The following is an 18,115-nucleotide window of genomic DNA, read 5'->3' as shown; positions in this document are numbered from 1 at the left end:
GCCTTCGGGCCGCTGTCTGCGTTTGGGGGGTTGGATGGCGCAGCAGACGGCGTGCGTCAGGCGGTCATGGTGGCGGCGCTGAGAGCATCCACGCATCGCGGATGCATCAAGGGTGCATCACCGTCATGCGCGGATCGTGCAAGGGACGCATCACAGGCAGATCCACGCCATGCGTGGATGCGGCCGTTTGCGTGCTGCGCCGTCACCGACGACGCGACGCGCACCTCAGGGCGTCGTCGCCCCGGTATTCCCGGTGCCCGGCGCGAACTGCAGCCGGGTCCACACGCCGTAATGGTCCGAGGCCCAGCGGCCATCGGCGTACGGCTGGTCGAACAGGAGCTTCGCCTCGCGGGCAAGCAGGCGATCCTGCTGGAAGAAGATGTGGTCGATGCGCGACGGCGCATCGTAGTAGTGCCGGTTGAGCGTGCTGACCTGGGCCAGCTCGTTGTTGACGTGCACGCTGCCGTAGCTGTCGCCGTAGTGGTTGCGCAGCTCGCTCAGGTCGCCCGCATCCACCAGCGCATTGAAGTCGCCTGCCACGACCACCGGCGCGTCGCCCGCGGTCTGTGCGATGAACGTCAACAGATCCGCCACCTGCTCGCCGCGGATGCGGCTGCCCGCTTCGTCCGAACGTTCGTTCAAGTGCGTGGCATAGACATTGACCGGATGGCCGTCCACATCGATGCGCAGATGCGCCACGGTGCGGTAATCATTGATCGGCGCCAGCAGGTGGTCGTTGCGCGACAGCACCGGGCGCCGGGTCAGCAGCGCATTGCCATAGCGCTTGAGTCGCCCCGGCGGATCGGTGGAGACGAACTGGTACTCATAGCCAAGCCTGCGTGCCAGCCACGCGGCCTGGTTGCGCACGTGGGGCTTCTGGATCACTTCCTGCAACGCGATCGCATCGGGCTGCAGCGCCTGCAGCTCGCGCAGGATCACCTGGCGGCGTGCCGGCCAGTTTTCGCGGTCATGGTGCAGGTTGAAGGTGACCATGGTCATCTCCTGCGGCGCCCCTGCCCCGGCGTCCTGCGCCAGCGCCATCAACGGCGCGAACGCCAGCACGGCGGCCAACAGGCCGCGCATCCCTTTCGTCATCTGCTGCATTACGGTGCCTTGCGTTCCGCCCGGCGTACCGACGCCGGAATCTCGATCTCGACCTTGGCCGGCACCTGCATCACACGCAGCTCACCGCCCACCCATTGCGCCGGCTCACCGTTGATGGTGGTGGCGCCCGGCTCGCCGCTGTACGGCCACGGCAGCACCACGCCGCCCGCTGGCGGAATCAAGCCGGCCGACACGTTCAGGGTGAGCTGCTTGTCGTTGCGGACCAGCGCGTAGTTGAGCTGCCCGTTCGGGGTGCGCAGGCCCTGCACGCCGATGCCCTTGCCTTCCAGCCAGCGTGACGGCACGCCGGCGGCCAGCACCAGGCTGTCATCGATGTCGCGGCTGTAGGCGAACATGTCCAAGGCCGAGCGCACGAAGTCCGAGGCCACCCATGCATGCGGCAGGTCGCCGAGGAAGAATGGCTTGCGCGGCGTGTGCGAGACCACTTCGGCCCACTGGTTCCAGGGCTGCGGCGCGCGGTCCCTGAAGAAGAATTCGGTCGCCTGCCAGGCGCGATCACGCCAGCCCAGGCGTACGAACGCGGCGACGTTGCGCCACTCGTACGGGGTGTAGTCCTTCCACTCGCGCTTGCCGTCGCGGCGCGCTTCGAACTCACTCCAGTAGCGCTCGAAGGTGTTGTTCAAGTACGGCTGCGGGAGGCGCCCCTGCTCACCGGCCGGTGCCAGCGCGATGGTGGTCGAGGTCGCATCGAAATCGCCCAGCTCGGCCGATCCCGGCAGATAGTCGATCTTGTGCTGTGCGGTCGCCGCCAGCAGCGAGGCCTGCAGGTCGTCACGGAACTGATCGCGCGACTCGCTGATCTGCATCGCCTCGGCCTTGCCCAGGGTGCCGGCGATGATCGCGGCGTCCTTGTAGCCACGCAGCGCCCAGAAATTGTCCCAGTACGAATGCATCGGTTTGGCCGAATAGCCTTCATGGCTGATCGAGACCGGCATCATCCCGTAGAAGGCCGGGTTGCGCGCGCGGTTTTCTTCCGTACGCTCGCTCAGGCGCAGCTGTTCCATGTACTGGTAGGCGCCCTGCACGTGCGGCCACATCACCTCCAGGAAGGTGGTGTCGCCGGTGTAGCGCCAGTACTCGGCGATGTTGAAGATCAACTCGCCATGGCTGTCGTTCTCCGGCACCGGGTCGCTGCCGCGCGAGTCCACGCAGCACGGCACTTTGCCGTTATCGAACTGGTACGGCGCGTACCAGTTTACGTACTGGCGCACGGCATCGCTGCGGCCCATGCGCAGCAGGCCTTCGGAAATCATCGCGCCATCGCGGATCCAGCTGCGCGAGTACGAGCGCGTGCCCGGCTGCAGACTCGGCCCGATCCGCGAGATCAGCATGTGCGCCAGCGCGGTGCGCAGCGTATCGGCCAGCGGCTTGCCGGCGGCGGGCACCTGCAGCGTCACCTGGTCCAGCTTGGTCCGCCACATCGAGGCGACCTGCTGCTGCGCCTTGGCCGCATCGAAGGCCGTGGGCATCGTCCAGTTGCCGGTCTGCGGCAACACGATGGCGACCTCGCGGCTCTGGCCGGGCTCCAGCTTCCAGCGATACAGCAGTGCGCCCGAGGCCAGTCCGGTAACGTCCTTCACTTCCGTGGTGCCCGGCAGCTTGCCGCTGGCCAGGTGGACCACGTCCAGCTTGCTGTCGAACGCGGTCGCGAACGCGGCATCCGGCGCCTGCGCGGGGTACAGGCGCGGCTTGCCGTTGACGTCCACATGGCTCGGGTCGACCGACAGGTTGTCGATCCGGCTGACGCCGCCCACGGTGTTGAGGAACTGGGTCGGCGGGTTCACCTGCCACGGGCGTACGGCCAGGGCCAGGGTGTACTCGTGCGCCACCTTGTCCGGGTTGCGCAGGGTATAGCGCCCGACCAGCTGCGCGTTATCAGGCGTGCCCTGGACGAAGCCGGTGACCTGCAGGCCGGCCTTGTCATGGGTCCAGCCGACATTGGCGATCGGCAGGTAATCATCCTGCAGCGACTGGCTGGTCTTGACGTCGGCCCAGGTCAGCAGCTTGTTGTCGACCAGCACGAACGGCTCGACGCTGAAGCTGGACTTGGCCACCTCCAGCGCACCGTCCTCGCCGATCAACGCCTGTTCGCGGCCACCGTCCAGCCCCAGCAGGGTCCAGTACGGCTGTTCGCCGGTGAAGCCACGCGGCACCGAACCGCGCGGCAGGTCGGCGCCGACCGAGCGGACGAAATCATTCGGGGTGTCGGCGAAATCGAGTGGCTTGAGCGTGATGTCACGGATGCCGTAGCGCCAGTTCGGACCGCCCTTGAGGTCGAAACGCAGGTAGCGTGCTTCCGTATCCGGCAGGGCCAGCCAGTCGCGGCCACCGCCGCCGGCGGTCACCTCGCGCAGGGTGGCCCAGCTGCGCCCGTCGGCCGAGGAGCGCACCGCGTAGCGCGTCGCCTCCAGCCCGGGCAACCACTCGATCACCGCCCCGCCGAATTCACGCACCTTGTGCAGGTCCAGGCTGATGGTCTGTTCGGCGACGCCGCCGCTGATCCACACCGTGTCCGGCTTGCCATCGACGATGCGGTTCTGCAATGCGGTGGCGGTATCGGCGATCACCGACGGGCTCAGCGAGGAAGTATCGGCAGGCGGCAGGCCCTGCAGCGTGAGCCGGTCGAAGCAGACCGTGCCCTTGCCACCGACCTTGCTGTAGATGGTGAACTCCATCGCAGCGCTGCGCTTGAGCGTGCTGTCCGTGGCCGGGCCCCAAGCCTTGTCGATCTGGCGCTTGCGGTACTGCACCGACGTCCACGCCTTGGGAAAGGCATAGCCGGGCCGGTTGACCCACCACACGTTGTCGCCGCTGGCATCGATCAGCTTGAACTGCAGATCGTTGGCCGGCGAATCACCGCGCAGCTGGAAGCCGAACTGGTAATTCTCCGGGTACTGGATGCCCAGTTCGCGGCGGATGCCGACGTAGCCTGAGACGTTGTGGAAGTCGTAGTCCAGGCAGAGCGCGCGGCCGCCGCCATTGCCGGCGACGTTGCGCAGCGAACCACTGACCTGGTCGGAGACGACCAGCTTCCATGGGGTCATGTCGTCGAAGCTGTCCAGCACCTTGGGTGCCGGGAGCACCGGCGTCGCCGGCGGTGCGGCCGAGGCCGCCAGTGACCAGACCAGACCCAGACCCACCGCGACGACGGCATGCTTCACCCTTTGACACTCCCCAGCAACAGACCTTGGATGTAATAACGCTGCAATGCCAGGAACAGCAGCAGCACCGGAACCACCGTGACCACCGCGCCGGCCATCATCATTTCAACGTCCATGATGTGCTCGCGCGAGAGCGTGGCCAGCGCCACCGGGAGAGTGTAGTGCTCCTGGTCGGTCAGCACGATCAAGGGCCACATGAAATCGTTCCAGGCGGCCATGAAGGTGAAGATCGACAGCGTCACCAGCACCGGCTTGAGCATCGGCAGCACGATCTGGAAGAAGATCCGAAGCTCCCCTGCCCCGTCGATGCGCGCTGCTTCGAGCAGCTCGTCCGGGATCGAACGGGCGTACTGGCGGACCAGGAAGATGCCGAACACGGTCGCCAGCGCCGGCACGATCACGCCGCCGAAGTTGTTGACCAGGCCCAGCTGCTTCATCAGCAGGAACAGCGGCAGCATCGCCACCTGCGCCGGGATCACCAGCGCGGCCAGCAGCAACTGGAAGATGCGCTCGCGGCCGGCGAAGCGCAGCTTGGCGAAGGCATAGCCGGCCATGGTGTTGAGCAGCAGCGAGCCGAAGGTGATCGCCAGCGACACCATCAGGCTGTTGACGAAGTTGTTGGCCATGCCGGTGCGCGAGAACAACTCATGGTAGTTCGCGGTGGTCAGCGACGAGGGCAGCAGCGGCGGCGGGAAATGCGCCGCCTCGCCGGTCGGCATGAACGAGACGGACAGCATCCACAACAGCGGCGCCAGGCTCAGCGCGGCCAGCACCAGCAGGCCACCATTGACCCACCAGGCATGCCAGCGCGATTGACCGATTTCACGACTCATACCAACTGCCTCTTGCGGCCGAAACGCAGCATGATGCTGGTCACGCCCAGGATGATCAGGAACAACAGGAACGCAACCGCGGAGGCGCGACCGAGGTTCCACCACTTGAAGCCTTCTTCAAACATGAAATACAGCACGCTGACGGTGCTCTGCAGTGGGTCGCCACGGGTCATCACGTAAGGCTCGGCAAACAGCTGGAAATAGCCGGACACGGTGATCACGCCAACCACCAGCAGCACCGGGCCGAGCATCGGCAGGGTGATGTGCAGGAACTGTTTCCAGCGCGAGGCACCGTCGATGCGGGCGGCCTCGTACAGGTCGTGCGGGATCGCCTGCAGGCCGGCCAGGAAGATCACCATGTTGTAGCCGAAGTTCTTCCACACCGCGAACAGCATGATGGTCGGCATCGCCCAGTTCGGGTCCCCGAGCCAATCGATCGGGCTGATGCCCAGATGGCCCAGGCCGTAGTTCACCAGCCCGTAGCTGGTGTGGAACAGGTAACGCCAGATCACCGCCACCGCCACCAGGGTGGTCACCACCGGGGCGAACAGCGCAGTGCGGAACAGCGCCTTGAAGCGCGCCGCCGGCGCATTGAGCAGGATCGCTGCGCCCAGCGACACCGCGATCGACATCGGCACGCCGACGATCACGAAGTAGGTGGTGTTCCACAACGACTTCCAGAACATCGGGGTCTGCAGCAGATCGATGTAGTTGCCCAGGCCGACGAAGCGCAGGTTCTCGCCATCGGCAAGTGCGTACAGGTCGAAATCGGTGATGCTCAGCGCCAGCGCCGAGAACACCGGCAGGCCGAAGAACACCGCAATGACCAGGATGGCCGGGCCGGCGAACATCCAGCCGGCAAGCGAACGCTGCTTCATGGTGCTGCCTCCGTGGCGACCGCGCTGGAGTGCTGCTTGTCACTCACGCCCGACGCGTCCTGCCGATGCTGCTCATGCATCCAACGGCGTTTGGCGAGGACTTTGTCCACGCGCTTGTCCAGCTCTTTCACTGCCACGTCCTGATCCATGCCACCACGCACCACCTGTTCGGTGATGATCCGCATTTCCTGCACGATGCGCTCCCACTCCAGCACCTTCGGGGTCGGCTTGACCCGCTCGAGCTGATCGCGGAACGGCTGCGCCAACGGATCGTTGGCCAGCGAGGGGTACTCCCAGGTGCTGCGCCGCGGCGGCAGGTCACCGATGATCGAATGGAAGCGTTCCTGGATCGCCGGGCGCGACAGGAACTCGATCAGCTTCCACGAGGCTTCCTTCTGCTGCGAGGAGCGGAAGATCACCAGGCTGGTGCCGCCGGCGATGCCGGCGCCCGGGCCATCCGGACCCGGCAGCGCGGCGGTGCCCCACTGCCCTTCCAGTGCCTTGGGCTGCAGCTTCTTGAATTCGCGGATGTTCCAGGGGCCGGACACGTAGAACACGTTGAAGCCACGGAAGAACTCATCCCAGACATTGGAGATCTGCGTCTCGGACATGCGCGGGGCCCAGCCCTGCGCGAACATGTTCTCGTAGAAACCCAGCGTCCTGCGGAAGCCGGGGCTGCTGAAATTGCCGCGGGTGTCGTCGTCACGCAGCAGCGGATCCGGCTGCTGCAATGCGAAGGACAGCTGCTGCTCGAACTCGTTGATCGGCATCAACACCGCATAGCGGTTCGCGCCCTGCATCTTCTTGATCGCCGCCATCATCGCGTTCCACTCGTCCCAGGTGCGGGGCGGATGGTCATAGCCGGCCTTGGCCAGCATGTCCTTGCGGTAATACAGCAGGCGCGTATCGACGTACCACGGCACGCCGACCAGTTCGTCATGGATGACGTTGGTGTCCCAGATGCCCTGGAAGTAGTCGGCCGGGTCCACCACCTTGGACTGCGCCACGTAGGGCTGCAGCGGGGTCAGGGTGTTGAGCTCGGCGAACTCGGGAATCCAGGTGTTGCCAAGCTGGCACACATCCGGCAGGCCGTCGGCCGCGAACGCGGTCAACAGTTTTTCATGCGCGGCCGTCCACGGGATGTTCTGCACATCGACATGGATGCCGGGATTTTCCGCCTCGAACTCGCGGATCAGGCCGGTGACCACTTCGGCCTCGCGGCCCATCGCCCAGAAACGCACGGTCACGCCTTCCGGTTCTTTCCGGCAGGCACTCAACAACAGGCTGCCGACCAGCAGCAGCAACAGACTCAACCCCAGCTTCGGGCGCGACGACGATGGCACTGCTTACTTCCCCTGCTGCTGGTTGCGGTTCGAATTGGAATTGTTCTTCTGTTCCTGGGCGGCCGCCGCGCGCGATTCGGCGATGCCGACCGAGCGGGCCGAGGCCGCCTTTTCATCCTTCTGCAGCTCCATCGGCTGGTCCTCGCCTTCCGGCGTCAACCAGCCACCACTGAAGCCGGCGCGCTCCAGACCCTTGCGGATATGCGCGTTCTTCTTCATCACGTCCCAGACGAAATCGTTCCGGTAGTTGGCGATCATGGTCAGGATCGGGCCCTGGTCGATGCCGATGTAATCGCTGGCCACCCAGCCGCGATCGGGCACCAGGCGACCGGTCTTGATCGGGATGTCGTAGTTGAAGCTCGGGTTGAACGAATCCAGGAAGCCGTAGCTGGAGTAGATGTAATCGCCGTAGCGCTTGTGCATCTCCACCGCGGCCGGGATGACTTCTTCCGGGGCGAACACGATCGAGGCGATCGCGGCGGTCGGCGCGATGGTGCCGTCATCGAAATTCTCGCGCAGGCCAGCGCCGCGCGAGGAGTAATGGCGGAACTGGCGCTGCTCGCCGCGGTACTCCTGGGTCGTGTTCTGCGGCCCGTCGCTGGCGGTCAGGCCCCATACGTTCTGGCCGTAATCCTTCCAGTTCATCGGGTTGGCGATCGCATACTCGCGCTGCGCCAGGGCGGCCGAACGGCTGTTGAGGAAGTAGGTGCTGCCCCGCTCGCGCATGTAGGCGTCCTGGATGTCGCGGAAGTCCACCCACACATGCGTGTACTGGTGGCCAAACAGCGGGCCGAAGGACAGGTATTCCTGGCCCTGGTAGACGCCCCAGTCGTTGTCGTAGGTCCGCGTCCAGACCGTCCAGGCGTCCGGGCTGACCGGGTGGGTCGGCGAGCCGAGCGCGAGGATGTAGACCATCATCGCTTCGTTGTAGCCCATCCAGTCATGGTCGATGAAGCCGCTCTCCGGGAACCAGCCCATCGAGATCAGCGGCGCGCGCTGCTGCAGCCACGGCCAGTCCACGCGTTTGTAGAGCGTATCGGCGATCTCGCGGATCTCCTTCTCGCGCGGGTCGTCACCGCTGTAATAGGACTGTGCGAACAGCACGCCCATCATCAGCAGCGCGGTATCCACGCTGGAGAGCTCCACCCAGGAGTCGTAGCGGCGGCCTTCCTGCATGTCCAGGAAGTGGTAGTAGAAGCCCTTGTAACCGGCCTTGCCGGTGCGCTGCGGCCCCATCGGCAGATCGCGGAAATACTTCAGCGTCAGCAGCGTGCGGTCGATCGCCTGGGTGCGGCTGACCCAACCGTTCTCGATGCCGATCGGATAGGCGGTCAACGCGTAGCCCACCGACGCGATGCTGGCGAACGGACGCGACGGGTAGCGGTCCGGGCTGAGCCCGTTGACCTCGTTGGTGGTATCCCAGAAGAACTGGAAGGTGCGGCGCTCGATATCGTCGAACAGCGGCGGCAGTTCCGGCTTCATCGGCCGTGGCGGCACATCCGCCTCGACCAGGATCACGGGCGGCTTGGGCTTGGCCGGCTCCTGCTGGGCCTGCGGCTGACAGGCAGCGGCGGCGACGCTGATCGCCGCGGCGGTCAACAGGTGGCGTGCCTGCATGGGCCAACTCCTTCTACGGTGTTCGTGACTGGGAAGCATAACGTCCAATGACCTGAAATCGTTTACAGAACGCCGCCTTAAAAAACCACGCGTGCGTGGTCCGGGAAAGCGGGTCATTGCCCAGGCCGCTGCCACCCTCCGTGGCACCGGCCTGGACAATGGACTGGCCCGAGGGCCAGCCATTGCCATGAAACCGGCCCCGTCCGAGAACGGGGCCGTTGTTGCATCAGAAGCGGAAGCCGACTTCTGCCTTGACCTGACGCGGCGTACCGATGATCTCGCCGGTCTCGTTGTAGCTGGCCTGCAGCTTGCCGTTGGTCTTGACGTAGTTGTAGGTGGAGAAGTTGTCGAAGTTGAACACGTTGATGATGTCGATGCGCGCGTACAGCTCGGTCTCGCCCGGCATCTTGAACGTCTTCGTCGCCTGCAGATCGACCGAACGGTAGCCGAAGATCTTGCCGCCCAGCAGGAACTTGCCATTGGCGTTGGGCACCGCCGCCTGCGGAGTCGGCAGGTTGTAGCCACTGGCCTGCGGCACCGGGTACCAGTCGTTGACGGCGGTCGGGGTGGCCAGAGTGACCTTGCCACCGAAGGTGATGCCCCAGAAGCCCGCGTACGAACCGGTGACCACCAGGCGGTGGCGCGGCGCGCCGTTGGAACGGATGGTCGGATAATCTTCGATCAGGCCGCGGTCGAACGCGTACTTCTCGTTGATGTCACGGTTGTGGCGCGCGGTGGTCCAGGTGTAGGCCACCGAGGTGCCCCAGCCGCTTTCCTGGGTGAACGGCTTCTGCGCCGACAGCAGGACCTGGGTCGCACGGGTCTTGATGCCCTGCTGGCCGATGATCAGGCTGCCGAAGCCCGGCACGTTGCAGCTCCAGGCCTGGCTCAGGCCCGGGTCGGTGCCACCGCACAGGCGCGGGTCATCGAAGAACTGGCCGGTCGGGTAACGGTTGCCCAGGGTGAAGGCGAAGCCGTCGTAGCTCAGGGTACGGGCGATGGTGGCGTCGGTCAGCCAGTCACCGATCTGGTTGCTCATGCCCAGGCTGAACTGATCCGAGTACGGAGCCTTCAGCTTGTTGTTCAGCAGATCCACTTCCAGGCCGGCATTGCTGGTTGCACCGACCAGCGCCTGCAGGTTGCCGATGCCGTTGAGCAGGTTCGGGTCCCAGTCATAGCAGGCGGCCTGGCCGTTGATGCAGGTGCCGGTGGCCGGGTTGCGGAAGTAGATGGTCGGCTGCGGCAGGGCCAGCTTGGTGGTTTCCAACTGCAGGTTGTCGAACAGGTCGCGGTCGTACGAACGGCCGGCACCACCGTGGATCACGTGCTGCTCGTCGGCGTTGATGTCATACGAGAAGCCCAGGCGCGGCTGCCAGGCATCCTTGAATGCCTTGCGGTTGTGGCCGTTGCTGATGTAGTCGCTGATGTCCAGGCCGCCCAGCGCCAGCGAATCGGCGTAGGTCTGGCCGGCGGCGGCGCGCGGATCCTGCGAATAGATCGCGTCGACCACGGCCTGCGGGGTGACGAAGTCCAGGTAGGACGGGGTCTTTTCGTAATCCCAGCGCAGGCCGAGGTTGAGCTGCAGGTGGTCGTTGACCTGCCAGTCGTCCTGGATGAAAACGCCGTACTGTTTGGACTTCGAACGCACTTCACCGGACACGCCGTCCACGCCGGTCACCGGCTTGACGAACTGCGCCTTGTACGGAATGGAGTCGGGGAAGTCCGGATCGCCCAGGCTGTAGGTGAAGGTCGGGTTGATCTGCGCCGCATCGGAGGCGTACAGGTCGATCGCCTTGTACTTCACGCCCATCTTGATGGTGTGGTCGCCGGCCCACTGGATGCCATCCAGGGTCAGGTTGTCTTCGATCGACCAGCCCTTCTGGCCCTTCACCTGCGAATCCAGTGCCGATGCGCCACCGATCTTCACCACGGTGCGGTCTTCGGTGCCGTCCGGTGCGGTGTAGGTGATGCCGTTGGCCAGGGTCAGCGGGGTCGGGTTGTTGAACGAATCTTCATGGGTGACCATCATTTCGTTGTAGTAACGCTCGCCGCTGTGGTTCCAGCGCAGGGCGTAACGACGGTCGGTGTTGACCACTTCACGACCGGCTTCCGGCGAGGTCTGGCCACTGAACTGCGACTGGGTTTCATCGCGGTCCTGGAAGGTCAGCTCGATGCGATCGTTGTCGGTCGGCTCGAAGTCGATCTTGCCGAAGATCAGATCCTGCTGGAACGGCTGGCTGGCCGGGCCCAAGCCGGCGGCGCCTGCGGGCGGCAGCAGGCCGGCAGCACCGGTGACCGCGCCGTCCGGCGCGATGGTGACCGGCAGATCGAAGCGCTTGGCTTCGTAGGTCACGAAGAAGTGGGCCTTGTCCTGGATGATCGGACCACCCAATGCAAACCCGTATTCCTTCTCGGCCGATGCCTCTTTGGTCTGGCCAGCCTGACGCTCGGCCGGGGTCTTGGCGCGCATGTCTTCGTTGGTGTAACGGTAGAAGGTTTCACCCTTGAACTCGTTGGTACCGGACTTGGTCGCCGCGGTCACGGCCGCGCTCGACACCTGGCCATATTCGGCCTTGTAGTTGCCGCTGATGACCTTGTATTCGCCGATCGCCAGCTGCGGGAACGGGTTGCCGGCGCTGCCGGACTGGCCGGCCACGCCGCCGCCCTTGACGTAGCTCTTCTGGCCCACGCCATCGATGTAGACGTTGGTGCCGTCGGAGTTGGTGGCACCGCCGCGCAGCGAGGTGTTGCCCTTGGCATCACGGGTGAAGATCAGGCCCGGCACCGCGTCGGCGAATTCCAGGAAGTTGCGCGACACCTGCGGGGTGGTCTGGATCTGCTGCAGGCTGACCGTCTTGCCCACTTCGGAGGTACGCACTTCCTGCAGCAGGGTCGGTGCAATGACGTTGACCGTGTCCAGGTTGGTGGCGTTGGCGGTGCTGCCGTTGGCCGGCGCGCCGCTGAAGTTCAGGGTCGCGGTGGAGGCCACGGTGACCGTCACCTTCTGGGTCTGGCCATTGGCCACGACGTTGTAGGTGCCCGGGTCCAGGCCCATCAGCGAGTAGCTGCCATCGGCACGGGTGGTGGCGCGGCGCACGGTGCCGCTGGCGACGTTGGTGGCGGTGACTTCGGTGCCGGCGGCAGCCTCGGCGACCTGGCCGCGCAGCGACGAGGTGGCCGACTGCGCCATCACGCTCGGGGCGGCGCCCAGCATCAGGCAGGTGACCAGCGCGCTGGTCAACAGACTGCGTGCGGGCGCGCGGTTGCGGTGATTGGAATACGTCATGTAACTCTCCGGGTGGTGGTGGCCGTCTTTGCGGCCCCTGTCGTTTTATGTGGTGCGTTGTTTTAGGGCGTCACGACCAACGGTCGCGACCTACTGCTCGGTTCTGGCTCTGCTCGAATCACGCACGATCAGGGTCGGCACGAGCGTCTGCTTGTCGCCGGCCCCTTCTGTGTTGTTGCCATCCATCAACTGCAACAGGCGCGTCGCGGCCTTATCGCCGAGGTCGGCGATACTCACCTGCATCGTCGTCAACGACGGGTGAACGAAACGTGCCAGCGGAATGTCATCGAACCCCGCCAGGGCGACATCGAACGGGACACGGATGCCTGCCTGCGCGAACGCATACAGACACCCCAGCGCCATCATGTCGTTGGCGGCGAACACCGCATCGGGCAGCGTGCCGGCTGCCAGCAACTCCTGTCCGGCGCGATGGCCGGAAGCTTCGTCAAAGTCACCGGGCAACTCGATCCCCTCGGCAGCATCGCCGAAGGCCGCCAGCGCATCGCGGAAACCGCGCAGGCGCTCACGGGCGTCGTAGTTGAGGTCCGGACCGGAAATGAAGGCGATGCGGCGATGCCCGACGTCCAGCAGGTGACGGGTCATGGCCATCGCGCCGGCATGGTCATCGATGCTCAGCACCGGATGATCCTGCTCGGGCAGATACGTATTGATCAGCACCGTGGGCAACGACTGCGGCAGGTTGTCGGTGAGGAAGCCCGGGCTCTCGGCATACGGCGAGAGCACCAGCAATCCATCGACACGCCCGCGCATGGCACGCAGGGCGGCGCCCTGCTGCTCCTGGTCACCGTGGTAACTGGACACGAGCAGGTGCTGGCGGCGCTCGCGGGCCACCCCATCGATGCCGCGCATCAGTTCCGAGAAGAATTCGCCATACAGATCGGGCAACACCACGCCAATGGTGTTGGTCCGTCGGCTGCTCAGGCTCCGGGCCGCTGCATGCGGGGTGTAGCGCAGTCGCGCCGCCACCTCCAGCACCAGCTTGCGCACGGGCTCGGCAACATTTTCATGGCCATTGAGTGCGCGCGAGACCGTGGCAACAGAGACACGGGCCTCACGGGCGACATCTTTGATAGTGATCGCTGCCTTGTTCACTTCGCCGCCCTCCACGGCTTAGAGATCTGGGCTTGGCGCGGAATGTAAGCGTTTTCAAACCCGGATGTAAACACTACGTTAGCCTCATGTCGTACGGCGGTAACCAAAAGCTGTCCATGGCCGCCCCGTCCGGGACTGACCAGGACAAGGCGGGACAAGGGTTTCAGCGGTTTTTGACCGGTGTCTCGGCGCGGATGGACAACGCGTGGATATCGGTCTCCATCATGGTGCCCAGGGCCGCATAGACGGCCCGGTGGCGCGCCAGCGGCAGTTGTCCTTCGAACGCCGCGCTGACCACGTGCACCTTGAAGTGCCCCCGGCCGTCGCGTGCGCCCTCATGGCCGGCATGGCGGTGACTGTCGTCCTTGACCTCCAGCAGTTCGGGGTCCAGCGCCTGCTGCAGCGCCTCGCGGATGCGCTCGACCCGGTTCACGGCAGCACCTTGCGGAACGGACGGACCTGGACACGGACATACACGCCGGCCTCCACATAGGGATCGGCGGCGGCCCAGTCCTGGGCATGGGTCAACGAATCGAACGCGGCGATGACCACGCTGCCGCTGAAGCCGGCCGGGCCGGGATCTTCGCTGTCGATGGCCGGGCACGGACCGGCCAGCAGCAGCCGCCCTTCGTCCTGCAGGGCCTGCAGCCGGGCCAGATGGGCCGGGCGCGATGCCAGGCGGGCGGCCAGCACATCGGTGCCGTCATAGCCTTCAATCACATACCACACGGGCAACTCCGAGGTCTTGTTGAATCAATCCCGGGCATTCTAGCGGGGCTGGCTGGACACTGGCGCGCCAACCCCGTAGTCTTAGCTCCATTGCACGTGGCTGGACGCAGCGCCCCGTCGGCACCCGGCTCCACCGCCAGTCGACGACCGACCCACTGCCCCACACCAGCACACGTAGACGACCTCCCCGTAGTTCTGTCGCTGCCCATCGCGGCGCGCCTTGCTGTTTGAAGTGTGGAACCGCGCCGACCCAGGCGTGTCATGGCTTGCCATCCTGCCGCCCGGGACCGATCCGGACGCTGGCATGGTGCGGCGACCGGTCCGTTGCAATACTGACGTCTATTTGATGACTGCCGAACTCGCGCCCGACGCGAACCCGCCAACCCGAGTGCCCGCCCCACAGCAGCAGGAAATGCCGCTGGCCGTGGTGCATGGACAGCCGGTCCTGCAGATTCCGCAGGACCTGTACATCCCACCGGACGCGCTGGAAGTCATCCTGGATGCCTTCGAGGGTCCGCTGGACCTGCTGCTGTACCTGATCCGCCGGCAGAACCTGGACATCCTGGACATCCCGGTCGCCGAGATCACCCGGCAGTACGTCGAGTACATCAACGTCATGCAGGAGCTGCGCTTCGAACTGGCGGCCGAGTACCTGGTGATGGCGGCGATCCTGGCCGAAGTGAAGTCGCGGATGCTGCTGCCGCGGCCGCCCAGCATCGAGGGCGAGGAAGCCGATCCGCGCGCCGAGCTGGTGCGCCGGCTGCAGGAGTACGAACGTTTCAAGCAGGCCGCCGAGGACATCGACAGCCTGCCGCGCCAGGACCGCGATACCACGGTGGTCCACGCCTTCGTCCCCGACCGCGCGGCCGTCAAGCTGCCGCCGCCGGTGGATCTGAAGGAAATGCTGATGGCACTGCACGACGTGCTCAAGCGCGCCGAGCTGTTCACCGGCCACGCGATCAAACGCGAGGCACTGAGCGTGCGCCAGCGGATGGGCGACGTGCTGGGTCGTCTGGAAGACGGCAGGTTCTACCGGTTTGAAACGCTGTTCACCGCCGAAGAAGGCAAGCTGGGGGTGCTGGTCACCTTCCTGGCCCTGCTCGAACTGGCCAAGGAACAGCTGCTGGACATCGTCCAGGAAGCTCCGCTGGCGCCGATCTACGTCAAGTCCCTGGCCGCCGGCAATACCAACGAACCGCTGCAGTTCAACAGCGAGTTCGACGACAACGACGCCGCCAACGAATCCGACTGAGCACCCGACCCACGTATGGATCAACCGCTGATCAACCGTATTGTCGAAGGCGCCCTGCTGGCCGCCAGCGAGCCGTTGACGCTGGCGCAGCTGCAGGGTCTGTTCCCGGAAGAGGAACCGGCCCCGCCGGGCAGCATCGAACGCGCGCTGGAACTGCTGCGCGAGGGCTGCCAGGACCGCGGCGTGGAACTGGTCGAGGTGGCCTCCGGCTTCCGCTTCCAGGTCACCAGCGAGGTGCATGGCTACATCACCCGGCTGTGGACCGAACGCAAGACCCGTTACACCCGTGCCACCCTGGAAACGCTGGCCCTGATCGCCTACCGCCAGCCGATCACCCGCGGCGAGATCGAACAGGTCCGCGGCGTGGCGGTCAGCAGCAACATCATCCAGGCCCTGGAAGAGCGCGAATGGATCCGCGTGATCGGCCACCGCGACGTGCCCGGCAAGCCGGCGCTGTTTGGTACCACCAAGGGCTTCCTGGATTATTTCGGGCTCAAGCGCCTGGACGAACTGCCGCCGCTGTCCGAACTGCGCGACCTGGGCGAACTGGAACCGCAGCTGCCGCTGGACAGCGAAGGCCAGCCGGCGGGTCGCCTGCCCGCTGGCGCTGCGACACCGGATGCGGAGCTGGACAGCGACGCGGCCAACGACGACGACGCCCCGGCGCCGACGGATCCGGTGGACCCGGTCGCCGCCCGACTGGCCGCCCGCGTGGCGCGGGCCTCGGCGCGGCTGGCGGAGCAGCCGGCAGATCCGGACAATAGCGAGGCCTCCGCCGACGCGGGCGCCTCCGATACCCCATCCCATGCGCCGTTGTCGCTCGCCGACGACGACGCGGATACGACCGCCAGCGATGGCGAACCCGATACCGCGCCGGGAGAGCGCGCGGCGCCCCAGAACGAAACCGAAAACAACGCCGTCGCGAAGACGACCGTGGCTGTTGACGAAGCCGATCCCGAACCAGAGGCCGACGCATCCGTTGCCGGCCGGAGCCAAGTAAATGAGTGACACCCCCCGCAAGCCGTCGTTGAACAAGCTTTCGCTCAAGCGCGAAACCGCCTCCGAACAGCCCAAGCTCGAAGAGCGCCTGCACAAAGTGCTGGCGCAGGCCGGGCTGGGTTCGCGCCGCGCGCTGGAACAGCGCATCGCCGATGGCCTGGTCAAGGTCAATGGCGAGGTCGCGCAGACCGGTCAGTCGATCAAGAGCGGCGACAAAGTCGAGCTGGACGGCCGTGGCTTCGTGGCCACCGCGCTGACCGAAACCTCCCGCGTGCTGGCCTACAACAAGCCGGAAGGCGAAGTGACCACGCGCGAAGATCCCGAAGGTCGCCCGACCGTGTTCGAAGCGCTGCCTGCCCTCAAGGGCGCGCGCTGGATCGCGATCGGCCGCCTGGACATCAACACCACCGGCCTGCTGCTGGCGACCACCGATGGTGAGCTGGCCAACGCGATGATGCACCCCTCCTACGAGGTCGAGCGCGAGTACGTGGTGCGCGTACGCGCCCCGGAAGGCGAAGAGAAGGTGCCGGACAACATCGTTGACCGCCTGGCCCGTGGCGTCGCGCTGGAAGACGGCCCGGCCAAGTTCGACGAGATCGAACGCATCGGCGGCACCGACTCGCACGACTGGTTCCGCGTGGTCGTCAAGGAAGGCCGCAACCGCGAAGTGCGCCGCCTGTGGGAATCGCAGGGCTGCCAGGTCAGCCGCCTGAAGCGCACCCGCTACGGCAAGGTCAGCCTGCCGCGCGAACTGCTGCGCGGCCAGTCGGTCGAGCTGCCGGCCAAGCAGGTCGAAGCCCTGCGCGCCGAACTGAAGCTGGAAGAAGGCGCGCCGTCGGCGCTGACCCTGCAACCGGTGATCGGCCAGCGCCGCGCCGCCAAGACCACCGTGCGCGTCTCGCGCGAGGGCGGCCGTGGCAACGCCTACGTCAACGGCCACAACTCGGCCGATGAAGGCCGCGAACTGCGTCGTTTCGACAACGTCCGCGAAGAGCGTGGCCGTGGCCGCGGTGGCAAGGGCGGTGGCTTCAAGGGTGGCCTGACGGTCAGCGGCGAAGCGGCGGCCAAGCAGTCGCAGCGCCCGTTCAAGGCGCGCCCGGACAAGGGCAACCGTGCCCTGCCGGAAGGCAACCCGGCCGCATTCCGCAGCTGGTACGTGCCGGACGGTGTCAGCACCGGCCCGAGCGACCACCGCAATGCCGGCCCGGGCGCTGCCCGTGGTCCGGGTGCACGCGGTCCGGGTGCCGGCACAGGTGCCGGTGGCCAGGGCCGTCCGTATGGCAAGCCGAAGGGTCCGGGCGGCGCAGGCGGCCCGGGTCGCGGCAGCTACGGCGGCGGCGCTGAAGGCCGCGGCGGTTATGCCGGCGGTGGCGAAAGCCGTGGCGGCTACGGCGGTCAGGGCCGTCCGGCCGGTGCCGGCGGCGGTGGCAACCGCGGCGCCCAGGGTGGCCAGGGTCCCTCCCGCCATCCGTACGGCCATCCGGGCAATGCCCCGAGCTTCCCGTCCGACCACGCCAATCCGGGCGCCAGCCCGTATGGCAGCGCGCGTCCGGCGGGCAACCGCGGTCCGGGTGGTCCGGGCGGCAATCGCGGTCCGGGTGGCGCCAATGCGCGCGGTCCGGGTGGCAATCGCGGCCCCGGTGGTCCGGGCGGCAACCGGGGTCCGGGTGGCCCGGGTGGTCGCGGTCCGGGCGGCCCGGGCGGTCGTCCCGGCGGCAACCGTGGCCCGGGCGGCGGCGGTCACCGTGGTGGTGGCCCGCGCGGCGGCTGATCAGCGAC

At 66.2% G+C, this 18,115-nt stretch carries 13 protein-coding genes; 3 read left to right on the top strand and 10 right to left on the bottom strand.

The annotated features are described in order from the left end of the window. Positions 1 to 225: 225 nt before the first annotated feature. From AC07WC_RS13270 to AC07WC_RS13225, 10 genes are all read right to left on the bottom strand, one after another. Entirely contained in the window at positions 226 to 1,104 is an 879-nt protein-coding gene (locus AC07WC_RS13270; protein ID WP_495210411.1) for an endonuclease/exonuclease/phosphatase family protein, read from the bottom strand. Continuing rightward, positions 1,104 to 4,286, bottom strand: coding sequence for a discoidin domain-containing protein (locus AC07WC_RS13265; protein ID WP_495210410.1), 3,183 nt, complete (start codon positions 4,284 to 4,286; stop codon positions 1,104 to 1,106). The genes AC07WC_RS13270 and AC07WC_RS13265 overlap by 1 nt, the downstream gene beginning before the upstream one ends. Next, entirely contained in the window at positions 4,283 to 5,119 is an 837-nt protein-coding gene (locus tag AC07WC_RS13260) for a carbohydrate ABC transporter permease (protein ID WP_495210409.1), read from the bottom strand. The genes AC07WC_RS13265 and AC07WC_RS13260 overlap by 4 nt, the downstream gene beginning before the upstream one ends. Further along, positions 5,116 to 5,997: a carbohydrate ABC transporter permease gene (locus tag AC07WC_RS13255; RefSeq protein ID WP_019182881.1), complete on the bottom strand. Its 882-nt coding sequence runs from the start codon at positions 5,995 to 5,997 to the stop codon at positions 5,116 to 5,118. Before AC07WC_RS13255 ends, AC07WC_RS13260 begins: the two co-directional genes overlap by 4 nt. Continuing rightward, on the bottom strand, positions 5,994 to 7,310 hold the full coding sequence (locus tag AC07WC_RS13250) for a sugar ABC transporter substrate-binding protein (protein WP_495210408.1): 1,317 nt from the start codon (positions 7,308 to 7,310) through the stop codon (positions 5,994 to 5,996). The genes AC07WC_RS13255 and AC07WC_RS13250 overlap by 4 nt, the downstream gene beginning before the upstream one ends. A 33-nt stretch (positions 7,311 to 7,343) precedes the next feature. Further along, positions 7,344 to 8,957, bottom strand: coding sequence for a glucoamylase family protein (locus AC07WC_RS13245; RefSeq protein ID WP_495210407.1), 1,614 nt, complete (start codon positions 8,955 to 8,957; stop codon positions 7,344 to 7,346). Positions 8,958 to 9,183: 226 nt separating this feature from the next. Further along, on the bottom strand, positions 9,184 to 12,243 hold the full coding sequence (locus AC07WC_RS13240) for a TonB-dependent receptor (RefSeq protein WP_495210406.1): 3,060 nt from the start codon (positions 12,241 to 12,243) through the stop codon (positions 9,184 to 9,186). A 90-nt stretch (positions 12,244 to 12,333) separates the two neighbouring features. After that, a complete protein-coding gene (locus tag AC07WC_RS13235) occupies positions 12,334 to 13,371 on the bottom strand; it encodes a LacI family DNA-binding transcriptional regulator (protein WP_495210405.1) in 1,038 nt (345 codons plus the stop codon). A gap of 148 nt (positions 13,372 to 13,519) precedes the next feature. Next, positions 13,520 to 13,789, bottom strand: a complete 270-nt coding sequence (locus AC07WC_RS13230) for a BolA family protein (protein ID WP_495210404.1) — start codon at positions 13,787 to 13,789, stop codon at positions 13,520 to 13,522. Then, the gene (locus tag AC07WC_RS13225) at positions 13,786 to 14,085 is read right to left on the bottom strand and encodes a YciI family protein (RefSeq protein WP_019182875.1); all 300 of its coding nucleotides are present in this window, start codon (positions 14,083 to 14,085) and stop codon (positions 13,786 to 13,788) included. The genes AC07WC_RS13230 and AC07WC_RS13225 overlap by 4 nt, the downstream gene beginning before the upstream one ends. Positions 14,086 to 14,431: 346 nt before the next feature. On the opposite strand from AC07WC_RS13225, the gene AC07WC_RS13220 reads away from it, so the two are divergent. The 3 genes from AC07WC_RS13220 to AC07WC_RS13210 are packed head-to-tail and all read left to right on the top strand — an operon-like array spanning position 14,432 to position 18,107. Next, on the top strand, positions 14,432 to 15,337 hold the full coding sequence (locus AC07WC_RS13220; protein ID WP_088434707.1) for a segregation and condensation protein A: 906 nt from the start codon (positions 14,432 to 14,434) through the stop codon (positions 15,335 to 15,337). A 15-nt stretch (positions 15,338 to 15,352) separates the two neighbouring features. Beyond that, complete coding sequence (gene scpB / locus AC07WC_RS13215; protein WP_495210403.1) at positions 15,353 to 16,345, top strand: SMC-Scp complex subunit ScpB; 993 nt, start codon at positions 15,353 to 15,355, stop codon at positions 16,343 to 16,345. Continuing rightward, positions 16,338 to 18,107 carry a pseudouridine synthase gene (locus tag AC07WC_RS13210; protein WP_495210402.1) on the top strand — a complete coding sequence of 590 codons (1,770 nt, stop codon included), beginning with the start codon at positions 16,338 to 16,340 and terminating at the stop codon, positions 18,105 to 18,107. The genes scpB and AC07WC_RS13210 overlap by 8 nt, the downstream gene beginning before the upstream one ends. Positions 18,108 to 18,115 lie beyond the last annotated feature (8 nt).

This window comes from Stenotrophomonas sp. GW821-FHT01H02A (assembly GCF_059422145.1).
The sequence above is the reverse complement of the archived record's forward strand: the minus strand, read 5'-3'. Positions and strand labels throughout refer to the sequence as shown.